11 protein-coding genes are annotated in these 13,215 nt (G+C 68.8%); 2 read left to right on the forward strand and 9 right to left on the reverse strand.

All coding sequences use genetic code 11. The features are described 5' to 3' along the window. Window positions 1–24 precede the first annotated feature (24 nt). The 4 genes from DB354_RS14640 to DB354_RS14655 all read right to left on the reverse strand — a co-directional run bounded on the left by DB354_RS14640 (window position 25) and on the right by DB354_RS14655 (window position 4,936). Window positions 25–519, reverse strand: a complete 495-nt coding sequence (locus DB354_RS14640; protein WP_107836376.1) for a protein tyrosine phosphatase — start codon at window positions 517–519, stop codon at window positions 25–27. 107 nt (window positions 520–626) lie between these two features. Further along, entirely contained in the window at window positions 627–1,316 is a 690-nt protein-coding gene (locus DB354_RS14645) for a hypothetical protein (protein WP_107836377.1), read from the reverse strand. Further along, entirely contained in the window at window positions 1,313–2,599 is a 1,287-nt protein-coding gene (gene purD / locus DB354_RS14650; protein WP_107836378.1) for a phosphoribosylamine--glycine ligase, read from the reverse strand. The genes DB354_RS14645 and purD overlap by 4 nt, the downstream gene beginning before the upstream one ends. A 432-nt stretch (window positions 2,600–3,031) precedes the next feature. Beyond that, the gene (locus DB354_RS14655) at window positions 3,032–4,936 is read right to left on the reverse strand and encodes an LOG family protein (protein WP_107836379.1); all 1,905 of its coding nucleotides are present in this window, start codon (window positions 4,934–4,936) and stop codon (window positions 3,032–3,034) included. Between the two features lie 444 nt (window positions 4,937–5,380). On the opposite strand from DB354_RS14655, the gene DB354_RS14660 reads away from it, so the two are divergent. After that, on the forward strand, window positions 5,381–6,211 hold the full coding sequence (locus tag DB354_RS14660; protein ID WP_107836380.1) for an FKBP-type peptidyl-prolyl cis-trans isomerase: 831 nt from the start codon (window positions 5,381–5,383) through the stop codon (window positions 6,209–6,211). A 66-nt stretch (window positions 6,212–6,277) separates the two neighbouring features. Here the strand turns inward: DB354_RS14660 and DB354_RS14665 are convergent, their stop codons facing one another. Continuing rightward, the gene (locus DB354_RS14665) at window positions 6,278–6,634 is read right to left on the reverse strand and encodes a hypothetical protein (protein ID WP_107836381.1); all 357 of its coding nucleotides are present in this window, start codon (window positions 6,632–6,634) and stop codon (window positions 6,278–6,280) included. A 134-nt stretch (window positions 6,635–6,768) separates the two neighbouring features. Continuing rightward, entirely contained in the window at window positions 6,769–8,298 is a 1,530-nt protein-coding gene (locus tag DB354_RS14670; RefSeq protein WP_158277547.1) for a sialate O-acetylesterase, read from the reverse strand. Between the two features lie 282 nt (window positions 8,299–8,580). On the opposite strand from DB354_RS14670, the gene DB354_RS14675 reads away from it, so the two are divergent. Continuing rightward, window positions 8,581–9,357: a DUF3826 domain-containing protein gene (locus DB354_RS14675; RefSeq protein WP_158277548.1), complete on the forward strand. Its 777-nt coding sequence runs from the start codon at window positions 8,581–8,583 to the stop codon at window positions 9,355–9,357. A 24-nt stretch (window positions 9,358–9,381) separates the two neighbouring features. Here the strand turns inward: DB354_RS14675 and amrS are convergent, their stop codons facing one another. The 3 genes from amrS to DB354_RS14690 form a co-directional block, all read right to left on the reverse strand. Continuing rightward, window positions 9,382–10,659, reverse strand: a complete 1,278-nt coding sequence (gene amrS, locus DB354_RS14680; RefSeq protein ID WP_158277549.1) for an AmmeMemoRadiSam system radical SAM enzyme — start codon at window positions 10,657–10,659, stop codon at window positions 9,382–9,384. A 2-nt stretch (window positions 10,660–10,661) separates the two neighbouring features. Further along, window positions 10,662–10,919, reverse strand: coding sequence for a hypothetical protein (locus DB354_RS14685; RefSeq protein ID WP_107836384.1), 258 nt, complete (start codon window positions 10,917–10,919; stop codon window positions 10,662–10,664). A 105-nt stretch (window positions 10,920–11,024) separates the two neighbouring features. Then, entirely contained in the window at window positions 11,025–13,208 is a 2,184-nt protein-coding gene (locus DB354_RS14690; RefSeq protein WP_107836385.1) for a fused MFS/spermidine synthase, read from the reverse strand. Window positions 13,209–13,215: the final 7 nt, after the last annotated feature.

Here is a 13,215-nt window from a genome sequence, read left to right on the forward strand (position 1 = left end):
AATCCGCAATTCCGAAATCCGGCGCTAGGCCGGCGTCGACGGGGGCAGCAGTGTCTTAAGGTGTTCGAGCAGCGCCGGGATCGCCTCGACCATCTCGTCGCGCGCCATCTCGTAGATGCGGAGCGGGCCGCCGTAGGGGTCGCCGATCTCCTTCTCGCCGTTGCCGGGCATGAACTCGCGAAACAGGAACAGGTTCTTCGGCACCGGCTCGGCCTGCACCTGGATCATCGCGCGGTGCGATTCGGTCATGCACAGCACGACGAGCGCCTGGTCGAGCATCTCCTGGGTGAGGGGCTGGCTGTGGTGCGCCGAGAGGTCGATGCCGACCTTCTTCAGCGCCGTCACCGAGTTCTCGGAAGCGGGTTCGCCGCCGCGGGCGGCGACGCCGGCCGAGATGACCTGCAGCGAGCGCAGCGGCTCAGGCTGGGCGGCGAGGGCATGCTGCAACAGCGCCGCCGCCATCGGGCTGCGACAAATGTTCGCCGTGCAGACGGTAACAATGGTTCCGGGCGATGGCATCCGCGTGGGAGCGAAAGGACATGGATTCGGGTGAAAGGCAAAGCCGGAGTGCGGCGCGTTCCGCGCCGCGGCCGCGCGGCGGCGGCGACGTCGTTTTCCCGGGGCCGTCACTTTCTCGCCGGCGGGGGTTGGGTGGCTCCGGCCAGCGCCTGCAGGCCGCGGTGCAGATGGATGGCGCGCTGCAGCACGGCGTCCTTTGGCGGCGTCGCCTCGCCGGGCTGGGCGGCGGAATCCGCGGCCACGGGCGAGGCCGGCTCCGCCAGCGGATCGCGCGAGAGGCTGGCCTCGTCGTTGCGCACCTTGGCGGGAAGATCCGTCGTGAGCGCGAGCAGCGTTGTGCCCGCCGCGAAGGCGTCGTAACCGCGCCGCTCGTTCTCCGCGCTGTCGTCGACGGTGATGTCGGCGGCGAACCGCTGCCCGCGCAGGCCCACCGTGAGCACGCCGGCGGGGTGGCCCGGCCGCGCGAGCGCTGCCTGGACGGCGGGGCCGGTCGCGCTGTTGACCAGGACAAAGACCGGGCGCTGGCGATGGGCGTGAAACTTGAGCCAGGCCGCGAGGAGCTCGGCGTCCGGCGCTGCGGCCGCGGCGTAGCGCAGGTCGAGGATGCAGGCCCGCTGGCGCAGTTGTTCCGCCGAGGGCAGGTCGGTCGCGACCGCATGGACGCGCACGTACACGAGGGCGGAGTCGACCTCGCGCACCTCGGGAGCGGCGCAGGCGACGAGGGCGAGGGCGAGCAGCGCGCCGAGGCGGAGAACCGAACGGCGCGCGGCGCGGGCAATGCAGGCGGCCGGCCTCATCGACGGTTCAGCTGGCGCGCGCCGATGTCGCGGCGGAAGTACTTCGACGCGCACTGGATCGCGTCGCAGGCCGCGTACGCGCGGGCGGCGGCTTCCGGCAGCGTGGGGGCCAGCGCGGTGACACCGAGGACGCGGCCGCCGTGGGTCACGATGTGTCCGTCGGCATTGCGCGCGGTGCCGGCGTGCAGGATGGAGACGCCAGGCGGCAGCGAGGCGGGGAAGGTGATGACGTCGCCCTTGCGGAACGCGTCCGGGTAACCCTTCGCGGCGATGACGACGCAGAGCGCGTGCTCGGGCTTCACCGCGAGGCGGTGGCCGGCGAGTTCACCGCGGGCGGCGGCCCAGAGCAGTTCGAGCAGGTCCGACGCGAGGCGCGGGAGGACAACCTGCGTTTCGGGATCGCCGAAGCGGGTGTTGAACTCGAGCACGCTCGGGCCCTGCGGCGTGAGCATGATGCCGATGAAGAGCGTGCCGCGAAACTCGATGCCCTCGGCGGCGATCGCATCGACGGAAGGCCGCACGATGTCGCGTTCGATTTGGGCAAGGAGGGCGGGCGTGACGACCTCGGCGGGGGAGTAGGTGCCCATGCCGCCGGTGTTTGGGCCGGTGTCGCCGTCGCCGATGCGTTTGTGGTCCTGCGAGGTGGGCAGGATCACGTAGTCACGGCCCGACACCACGACCAGAAGGGAGGTCTCCTCCCCGACGAGGCAGTCCTCGATGAGGATCTCGCGACCGCTGGCGCCGAAGCGTCCGCTCTCGAGCATGTCGCGCACCGCGGCCTCGGCTTCGGCGCGCGACTGGGCGACGATGACGCCCTTGCCGGCCGCGAGGCCGTCGGCCTTGACGACGATCGGGACGGGATGGGTGTTGAGGTAGGCGAGGGCCGGCTCGACTTCGCGGAAGAACGCGGCGCCGGCGGTGGGAATGCGGTACTTCAGCAGGAGCTGCTTGGTGAAGATCTTCGAGGCCTCCAGGCGGGCGCCGTCGGCCTTGGGGCCGTAAACAGGAATGCCGGCCGCCTGGAGCTGGTTGGCGAGGCCGAGTGACAACGGGACCTCGGGACCGACGACCACGAGCTCGATCTGTTCGCGCTTCGCCAGGGCCACGAGCTCCGCCACCTGGTCGGCGGCAATGGCGAAGCAGGGAACGTCCTCCGCGATGCCGGCGTTGCCGGGCGCGCAGATCACGCGCGGTTGGGCGGGCGAGGCGAGGAGGGCGCGAACGAGGGTGTGTTCACGACCGCCACCACCCACAACGAGGACGGAGCGAGGGAGTTTGGCCACGGCGCGAGTCCACAGGCGCGCTGCGGAAGTTTCAAGTCTGGCAGCCCGTGGGACTTCGTGCGGTGAACGCCGGTCGGGACCGCCGGGCTCAATCGCTGCCGCCGAGCCGTGCCGGTGAGTATCCGGACACTATTCCGCAGTATCCGGACATTATTCCCGAGTATCTGGACATTATCGCGTTAATTGCTGCGCCATAGCGCGATATAATTGCATCCCTCGTCCCCTCGTTGTCCTTGCCCGGGAGTCGAAGTGCAGGCCTGAGCCGGGCGCGAAGTCCGGCGTGGCCGTGATGGGTTGGGTGGCGGGCCCGGACGAGCAGCCCCGCACGAAGCCAGCCGCCGAGCGGCGACGGGCCGGCGGGGGCGAACGGTGATGCGAACGGGAACGCACTCGAGGCGCCGGTGAACCGAGCGCCCCGAGTCCGTGGAAGGATCAGAGCACCTGCAGCTTCTTGCGGTAGAACTCCACGACCTCGTCGGGATCGTCGGTGAAGAGCACGTAGTCGGCGATCCACGCCGGGGCGCGGCGGGTGCGGATCATGTGCTGGAGCTGCTTCCGCATGTCGGTCCAGAACTTCGCGTTGAAGAACACGTACGGGACGCGCGGGCGGACACCGAGCTTGAGGTTGCACATCTCGATGCCGATCTCCTCGAGCGTGCCGACGCCGCCGACGTTGAAGATGCAGAAGTCAGCCGCTTCGAACCATTTTTGGCGGAAGTGGCGGGACGACTCCTGGAACGTGTTGAAGAAGTCGACGCCGAGCTCCGGTGGCTGGGCCTCGAGCTCCAGGAAGCACGCGCCCGTGAGCGCGCCCTTCGCGCGGGCCTGGTCGGTGGCGAGACGCATGACGCCGCCACCGCCACCGGTGAGGACGCCGAGGTTCGTGCCGATGAACGACGTCAGCTTGTCGACGAGCGACGAGATGCGGTCGGTGTCGGCCGGCTCGAGCCCGATGGCGGAGCCGTAGAACGCGAGGATGGTCGACTCCTGGAACTTGCGGGCGCTCTCCTCGCGGACGAAGAAACCGTGGTCCTTCTTGTACGTGTGCATGTACAGGTCCTTGGTGAGCTCGTCGTACCAATAGACCTGCAGGCCGATCGCCTCGAACGTGTCGAGCCGCGCGTGCGCGTTGCTCGAGAGGAAATAACCGTGCGTGCGCGACGCCTTCCGGAAGATGACGCGCTTCAGCTTGATGTCGCCGATGCGCGTGAGGAGCTCGATCTGTTCGATAAGGTCCGGGAAGTAGTCGAGGACCAGGGTGTCGGCGTTGTCCGGCGCGGCGTCGAGGGCCTGGATCATCGTGCGATGACCGCAGCCGTTGCCGTTGCTGAGGACGGCCTTGAGGTCGTCGCCCGCGCGGACGAGCGTGGCGCGATTCTCCATCGTGGCGCTCTGGCCGCGAACGGTGATCTTGGTGCGCGGCTGGACGGGACCGGAGTCGCGCGCCGGGTTTTCGTCCATGCTCTTGTAGAGCTCGGAGGCGGTCGCGAGGAGCCGGGTGCGGCGCTTGGCGAGCGTCTTGTACTCGGGATCGTTGGCCTCGGGGGCGCGGAAGAGCTCGACCGACACCACGGGATTCACCACCGGCTGGTCGCCGGTGTTGTAGATCTCGAGCATGATGTTCGTGCCGAACGTCTTGATCGGATCGAGCAGCACGGCGCTCGTGTGGATGCCGAAGTTGCCGGCGCCCTGGTTGAGGACGACGAAGTGCTCCTTCAGGTACATCGAGCAGCTCGTGAGAATGCCCGAGCGCGGCGGGATCGTGAGCGGGGAGGCGTCGTGGCGCACCTGCACGCGGTCGAGATACCCACGGCCGGCGACGCCACTGACGACGCGCTCGAAGTCTGCGCGCTGCAGCTTGGTGCTGAGCGTGTAGCTGAGCTGGTGCGGCGTCAGGAAGACGCGGCCGCTGCTATCGATGCTGACGGTGTTGGGCAGCTTGATGCGGTTCTCCTTGAGCGCGTCCCAGATCTCTCCGGTGGAGAGCTTGGCGGCGGGAGGCGCGAAGAAGAGGCGGCCGACGGGCGCACCAACGCGCATCAGTTTCTTCCAGTAGGTCGCGTTGGGGAAGCTGCTGTCGTAGATGAAGGCATCGGCCTCGAGCTCGAGGCGGTTGCCCTCAATGCGGGGAGCTCCCTGCGTGAGCATTTCGATACCGACGCGCGCGAGTGAGCTGCGCTCGGTGAACTGCAAGGCGGGGAGGTGGGATTTGGCGAACTCCAGTTCTGCCGGATGGCGGGGCCAAAACGCCAAGGTGAGCGTTACAGAGTGCTCGTCCTTGTTTTTGACGGTAAGGATCTGGCCATCCTGACTGGTCCAAAATTGGTCAGGATTCATTTGTGAGGGGGTCGGTGATGGCGGAACCCCGCCCCCGGCGCAAGTGGGGAGTATCAGGGGCCTTGGAGGGCCTCCATCGTTCTCGTAATCGTTCTCGTTCTCGACGGCCCGAGGCGATGCCGGCCCTCCGGCGCATCCTCTTTCTCATACTCTTCCTCTTTCTCTTTCTCTCATCCGTCCAGGCCGCCGGAGCGGCCCACATGAGAGAACGAGAACGAGTACGAGAATGAGAACGATTTGGGGCCGGCGCTCAGGGCCGGCCCTTCCTCAATCCCTTGAGAGGAAGAGAAAGAGGAAGAGTAAGAGGAAGAGCCCTGCCCCGGCCCCGCCCCGGGCCGGAGCGGGGCGGCCACTCTCGGGTTGCTTTTGGACGGAGGACTGGCTGATTCGCTCGATTTTACGGCACTGTTCCCCTCCGGAACGCGTCTACCCGAACCCTCCAATATGAACCTGAAGCATTCTCTCGCGCTCTGCATCGCTGCGGCCGGCCTCACCGTCGCCCGCGCCGAGGGCGTCAAATTCAATCCTCCGGCCCAGGGTGACCAGGCTGGTGCGGCTCCGGCTGCCGCGGCTCCCGCGGCTCCGGCGCCCGCCACCGCTGCGCCCACGCCCGCCCCGACGTTCACCGACGCGCAGGTGGCGGAAGAGCTCGGCTGGTTCTACGGCAAGCGCATGGGCCTGTCCGAACTCGGCTTCAGCGCCGCCGAGACCCAGGCGCTCCTCAAGGGCCTCTCCTCCGCGGCCGCCGGCAAGGACTCGCCGTTCGACCTCGAGAAGATCAGCCCGCGCGTCGAGGAGTTCATGCAGCAGAAGCAGGCCGCCTACCTCGCCAAGCTGAAGGAGCAGAGCAATGCCGAGAACCTGGCCTTCTTCACCAAGCTCAAGGAGAACAAGAACATCGTCGAACTGCCGGACGGCCTCCGCTACGAGATCGTCCAGGCCGGCAACGGCGCGTACCCGAAGGCCGAGGACACCGTGAAGGTTCACTACACCGGCACGCTCGTGAACGGGTCCGTGTTTGACAGCTCCGTCGAGCGCAAGGAGCCCGCGACCTTCGCCCTGAAGGAAGTCATCCCCGGCTGGACCGAGGGCATCCAGAAGATAAACAAGGGCGGCAAGATTAAGCTCTACGTGCCGCCGCACCTGGCCTACGGCGACGATCCGCGTCCTGGCATTCCTCCGGGCTCCACGCTGATTTTCGACGTCGAGCTGCTCGACATCAATCCGCCGGCCCCCGCCGCGCCCACGCCCACGCCGGCGCCGGCGACGAAGTAAGCGCCGCGTCATTCGTTTCCGCCTGAGCGCGACCGAACTCCGGTCGCGCTCTTTTTTTGGCTGCGCTCAGCGCGTGGATGCCGCCGCGATCTGAAGCTCGCCCGGGGCAAGGCCGGCGACGCTGGCGCGAAGGACAATGACGCCCCGACCGGCCGACGCCCGGACGTACGCGACGCAGCGCCCTTGGATGGCCGTGCGCTCGGTGGCATGGAAAGCCTCGTGGCTCGTGTTGTCGCCGTCATCCACGGCGACGACGTGTCCGGGACCTTCCGCGCGAAACGAGACGAGGTGCGCGGCGGAGGGGACGCGCACACCGGCGGCGTCGACGATTGTCGCGGTGACGCGGACCACGTCCTCCCAGTCGGGCGACACCTGCGTCCGGTCGGCGGTGAGGACGACGCGGGCGGGGGGGGCGGCGGTCACGAGTTCGTCGCGCGCGACTTCGCGTCCGCCATTGCGGGCGACGGCGCGAAGGGTGCTGGGGGCGAAGGGGACCGGCCAGACGCGCGGCGAGGCGTCGGCGTTGAGTGGCTTCGCGCCGAGCGAGCGGGTCGAGATCAGCGCGGGAGCGAGGCCTGAAACGGCGCGGCGGGGAGGCCCTCGCCGTTGTACAGGTTGCAGCCCGCGGGGAACGGGGCCCAGGCGTAGCGGACGGATACGGGCGTCGCGACGGCGGAGCTGGAGACATAGACCGTGTCGCCGTCGATGGTGGCGGTGGCCGGCATGAATTTCCCGTCGTCACCGGCGACCTCGAAACTGCGCAGGGGAGCGCCGCGGTCGGTGAGTCCGCCGGTGGTGTGGCTGAAGGTGAGGCGCAGCGCGCCACCGAGGCCCACCATCTTTTCGAGTTGGGGGCCGGAGTACTCGATCGGTCGGCCATAGGTGCGCGCCAGGGCGATGCGGCAGAGTCGCGCGCCGACGTCCTGCTTGTTGCGCGGGTGAACGTTGCGCTCCTCGCCAATGTCGATCGTGACCGCCATGGCGGTGTTGGGGAGCTTGAGGGCCTCGGCCTGCCAGGCGCGGACATCGGGGCCGTTGCTGGCGGCGTTCTGGCCGGCGAGCTGGCAGAAAAAGAAGGGCAACTCGCGGCCCCAGAGTGTCCGCCAGTCCTTGATCAACGTTTCATTCCAGAGCGGGAAAAGCTCGCGTGGGGCGGTGATGGATTCGCCCTGGTACCAGAGCACGCCGCGGATGGAGAAGCCGACGAACGGCGCGACCATGCCGTTGAACATAACCGTGGGGTTGTGCTGGTCCTGCACCGGGTGGGGGCGCGGGCGGCGCGGTGGCCGCTTCTTCTCCTCCTTCGCTTTGGCGACGGCCTTGTCCCACACTTGCTGTTCCTGCGCGGACGGCGGGGCGTACGCCTTCACCTTGGCGTCGAAGTCATCGAGCACGGGCTTGAGCCGGGGATCGGCGGCGATGGCTTTGCGGCGGATCCAGGCCTGCGCGGTGCTGGCGCCGTAGGTCAGGGTGACGATGCCGACCGGCACGCCGAGTGCCTGCTGGAGATCGCGGGCGAAGAAGTAGCCGACGGCGGAGAACTCGCGCACGTTCTCCGGGGTGCAAACCTTCCACGTGCCCGGGACGCGGGCCTGCGGGACGTAGGCGCGCGTCCACTCGCCGGTGAACATGCGCAACTGCGGATGGTCGGCGCGGGCCACTTCCTCGGCCTCGTTGGCCACGCCGGCGAAGCCATACTTCTCGGTCTTCGCGACGGTGAAATCCATGTTCGACTGTCCGGAACAGAGCCAAACCTCGCCGACGAGGACATCGGAGAGTTCGATCACCTCATCCGCGCCCGCGCCGCGGACGCTCAGGACGCGCGGTTCGCTCGACGCGGCGAGGGGGGCCAACTGGACGCGCCATTGCCCCTGGTCGTCGGCGGTCGTGGTCATTTGTTGGCGATCGAACTGCACGGTGACCTTTTCGCCGGGCGCGGCCGTTCCCCACACCGGGACGGGCTGCTCGCGCTGGAGCACCATGTGCGAGGTGAAAGGACTGGCGAGTTCGACGGCGGCCCGCGCGACGAAGGCGGTGCCGGCCGCGGCGGCGAGAAGGACTAGGCGGACGAGGCGACTGAAGTGCATGAAGAAAGGCTGAAGGCGGAATGCTGAAGGCTGAAATCTGCGGCAATGGAGAGACGGCGTTGGCACGCTCGAAGATGCTGGAGCGCGGGCAAATGGAAGACCGGGAGAGAGAATCAGGAGGTGACCACGAATGGACACCGATATGCGCGAAAGTGGAGGACGGAAGCGGGGAAGAAAAGACGCGCCGCCCGAAATAGGGGCGCGCAACCGAGGGGCGGGGCGGTGCGTCCAGCGCGACATTGCCTGCCGTCCCGGTTGGTGGTGATGGTGGCGATCCCCTTCATGCACTCCATCTCCCTGCTTTCGTTCCGTCCTCTGCTGGCCGGCCTCGTCCTCGGTACCGGCGCTGCGCTGGCCGCAGCCGAACCTGCCGCTTCTGCCCCGGCACCGTCCTCCCCGACCGCGGGCGCACCCGCCGCACCGATTGACCAGCACACCCTCGACAAGCGGACGTCCGGCGTGCTGAAGCGGCTGCAGTTGAGCGACGCGGCCCAGAAGGAAGCGGTGCTGCAGATCCTGGAACAGCATTTCCGCGCGTTGTATGACTGGCACCAGCAGCACGATCCGGAGCTGGCCGGGCTGTGGAAACGCTGGGCGGATGCGCGCACCCAGGACGCGAAGGACGAGACGAAGGCGGCGGCAGTCGTCGCGGAGATCCGCGCGACGTACGCCTCGCTCCAGCCTCAGCACCAGAGTTTTCTGCAGGCGCTGGCGAAGCACCTCACGCCGGAACAGGTCGAGGCGGTGAAGGACGCCATGACATCCTCGCCGGGGATGCGCCGCACCTACGAGGCCTACCTGAAGATGATCCCGACCTTCACCGACGAGGAGAAGGCGTTCATTGCCGGGAAGCTGCTCGTGGCCCGCGAGATGGCGATGGATGCCGTCAGCGACAAGGAGAAGGCCAACCTTTTCAAGACGCAGAAAGTACAGGTTGAGGCTTACATCGACGCGCAGGGCTATGACTACCGAGCCGCCTACAAGGCGTTTGCCAACAACCAGCCTGCGCCGAAGGACGCGATCACCAAACGCGTGCGCACGGCGCCGGCGGCTCCGTAAGGCGGCGCCGCCCGGCGGGCCGCGTCACCACACGCCGGCGACGGCGGTCTGGCAGTGTGGGCAACGACCTCCGACGAGGACGTTCCGGGTGACCGCGAAGCCCGTGCGCTCGATCACCGGCCGGCGGCACTGGGGGCAGAACGTGGCTTCGGCGCCCTCCAGTTCCGGCACGTTGCCGATGTAGACGTGGCGCAGGCCGGCGTCCCGGGCGATGTCGCGGGCGCGCAACAAGGTGTCCACCGGCGTGGGCGCGAGGTGCTCGAGTTTGTGCTGCGGGTGGAAACGCGAGAAGTGCAGCGGCCGGTCGGGCCCGAGTTCCGCGACAATCCAGCCGCACATCCGGCGGATGGAATCGAGGCGGTCGGTGTAGCCCGGCACGACGAGATTGATGATCTCGAACCACACGCCGAGTTCGTGGCAGACCTTGAGCGTACGCAGGATCGGCGCGAGCCGACCGGAGTTGAGCTGGCGGTAAGTGGATTCGTCGAAACCCTTCAGATCGATGTGGGCGGCGTCGACGAAGGCGAGCAGCTCGCGCAGCGGGCGCTCCTCGATCGAGCCGCAGGACACCAGGATGTTTTGGCGGCCGGCGGCGCGGACCGCCCGGCAGGAGGCCAGCGTGTACTCATAGTAGGCCGTGGGCTCGGAGTAGGTGTAGGAGACGCTGGGGCAGCGCAGGGCTTCCGCCACGCCGGGGAGATCTTCGGGAAACAGGCTCAGCCGGCTCATCTCGTCGAGCGTGAGCGTCGCGGGGAGCGGGGCGCGCAGGCGCAGTTCGGCACCGCGGGCGTCCTTGGTGTCCTCGGGCCGGCGCTGGGAGATTTCCCAGTTCTGGCAGTTGAGGCAGCGGAAGACGCAGCCGGCGGTGGCGAGGGAGAACGTGCGCGCGCCCGGATGAAAATGGAACAGCGGCTTCTTCTCCACGGGGTCGACGTGGAAGGTGCACGGGTTGCCGTAGGCCAGGGTGTAGAGCGTGCCGTCGCGGTTCACCTTGTTGCGACAGTGGCTGCGGTCGCCCGGCGCGAGGATGCAGTTGTTGGGGCAGACCTTGCACTGCACGTTGCGGCCGAGCTTCACGTAATGGGCGGCCTCGCGCGCCCAGCCGCGCTGTGCCCAGCGCCGCCACGTGGCCTCGCCGGGGGCATCCCCCTTGAACACCTCGGCCGGCCCGTCGCCGTCGGCACCGAGTCCGAGCAACCGCTGCAGCCACGACGCGTCGGTGGCCGCGAGGAGGGCGGTGGCGCCGCCGGCGCGGAGGGCGGTGCGGCGGGAGACGGGGGCGCTGGCGATGGCGAAGGACATGTTCAGGCCCGCGGCTTGATCCATTCCCACCGCACGAAGGCGAGGTAGACGGAAGGGACGAGGTGGAACCCAACCAGTAACGCCAGTGGCAGGTGCAGCCGCCGGTGCAGCGCCAGCGCGGTGCGCTCGTCGAGCCAGACCCCGAGGCCGAAGCCGTCGCTCAGCGCGTATCCGGTGAAAAAGAACGCGAGCACCACCGGGATCAGGAGCCAGCCGGTCCAGCGGACCAGTTTCAGGGCGAAGAACTGCAGGCGGCTCATGGGCGGGAATAGGGACGATGGTGGCGGTTGGGCGGGCGGTGCGACCTCACGAGAACGAGAACGAGAACGAGAACGAGAACGAGAACGAGAACGAGAACCGGGGGGCTAGCGGGAGGGGCGAGCGACGGCGGCGCAAGCGAGGTTCAGGGCGGCGGCGAAGAGGCAGACGGGGACCAGGCCCCATTCCGGGAGCATGAACGAACTCACGGTGAGCGCGCCGAGCGCGGCGCCGACGAGGTCGGCGGAGAAGATGCGCGGCGCCTGGCGCGCAGCGTTGCCCGTCGGCTGCGCCGCGGCGTACGCGAACTGCGCGCCGACCACGCCCGAGATCAGGAGGGTCAATCCGAGCAGCACGGTGTAGCCGCCGGGCGTGCCGGTCGCGGCGTCGATGGCGCCAAGCCGGGGCAGGAGCAGCGCGCAGACCAGCGCGAGCGCGCCCAGCGCGAAACCGCCGGTGCGCACCAGGCGCCGGAGGTGGCCGCTCGGGTGGCGCCGCGCGAAGGCCGCGCCGAGGGCGAGGCCGGCCATGAACAGCGCCGTGACCAGTCCGATCTGCTGATAGAGCGAGCCGTAGCAGACCTGGAGGGTAACGAGCAGCGCCAGTTCGAGCGTGGACGCGGCATAGCCCGCGGCGAACACCAGCCGGGGAATCGCGGGCAGCCGCACGAGGGCGGTGACGAACACCAGCACGAGCGTGCCGCCAAAGGCTCCGGCGGGGAAAGAAAACTGGCTGAGCCACTGGCGGAGGCGCAGCACGTAGAGGATCGGGCGGAAATCGGTGTTAATCGGGGCGGGGGTGAGGCTGGCGCGATCGACATCGGCGAGCCGGTCCGGCGCGAGCGTGGCCGCGAGGTAGTGGCGGTTGACGAGCCGCGGCGCGACACCCAGCTGCTCGAGCGCGGGGGCGATGTCGCGGTGCAGGGGACCGTCGGAGCCGAGGAAGAACACGCGCGCACCCGGGAGCACGGCGACGTGGGAGAACGCGGTGGCGAGCGTGGCGCGTGCGGAGCCCAGGGTGGCGGCGAGTTCCGGGCTGATGTAGTTGACGTAGTAGCCGGTGCCGAAGGCGAACACGCCGGCGGGGTGGAGCGCGCGTTTCGCGAGTGCAAAGAACTCGGCGGTGAACAGGCGGTTCAACTGGAGCGTGGTGGGGTCCGGCAGCGCGATGAGGATGACGTCGAAGCGCTCGGCCGTCTGCTGCAGGAAACGTCGGCCGTCGGCGGCGACGACGCGGATGCGCGCATCGGCGAACGCGTTCGGCAGGTGCTCGCGCGCGGCCATTAGCAGGCCGGGGTCGAGCTCCACACACGTGACTTGTTGGATCGTGGGATGACGCAGCACCTCGGGCGCGGCGCCCGCGACGCCGCCGCCGACCAGCAGCACGGAGCGGGCGCCGGGACGCTGGGCGAGCGCGTAATGCACGATCTCCTCCGCCGCCGCGGCGTTGGCACTGAAGCTGACCGGCACGCCGTTTTCATACAGCGCCAGCTGGCCGGCGTCGCGGGTCACGACGACGCGCCCATACGGCGTGGTGCGGTGGTCGACCACGAGCGCGGGGTACTGCCATTGCGTTGATCGCGTCGCGAGATCGCCGAACCACGCGAGCGCGGCGAGGACCACCGCGCCGGCCGCCGCCACGAGGCGAAAGCGGTGACCCCAGGTGCGCCGGCTGATGCCGGCGGCGAAAGCGCACAGGCCGGCCGCCAGCCAGGCGAGCAGCGTCATGTGGTCGATGCCGCGTCCGAGCCAGACGGTGAACAGGACGGCGCCGAGCACGGCGCCAGCGACATCGGCGAGATACACGCGCGCAACCGGATGACCCTCGTTCTCTCGGAACAGGATTCGGCACCCAAATGTGAGGAGCATGCCGCTGCCGAGGCAGAACGGCGCGAGCACGAGGAGCGTGCCGTAGGTGGTGCCGAGGGGATCGATGGTCTCTCCCGCGCCGAAGACACCCCCGCGCAGGCTGCGGATCGCGAGGCCCTCCGCGAGGGCCACGACGCCGAGGAGCGCGGTGCCGCCCACGAGGTGCCGCACCGGGTGCGGGATGTGCCGCACCAGCGCGCCGAGCCAGGTTCCGCCCGCGGTCAGCACCAGCCAGCAGCTCAATGTGATGCCGAAGGTCAGCTCGTTTGCCGAAAACACCGCGAGCAGTTCGCGCATGAGCGCGAGCTGGATGATGACCGCGCCGGCGCCCAGCACGCCGACCGTGACGATCACGTACGGGCGACGCGAATACGCGCCCTGCAGGGGCTGGTCGGTGGGCGCGGCCTTGGCGGCGTGAAACATGGCGGAC

The organism is Opitutus sp. ER46, from assembly GCF_003054705.1.
GTDB lineage: Bacteria > Verrucomicrobiota > Verrucomicrobiia > Opitutales > Opitutaceae > ER46.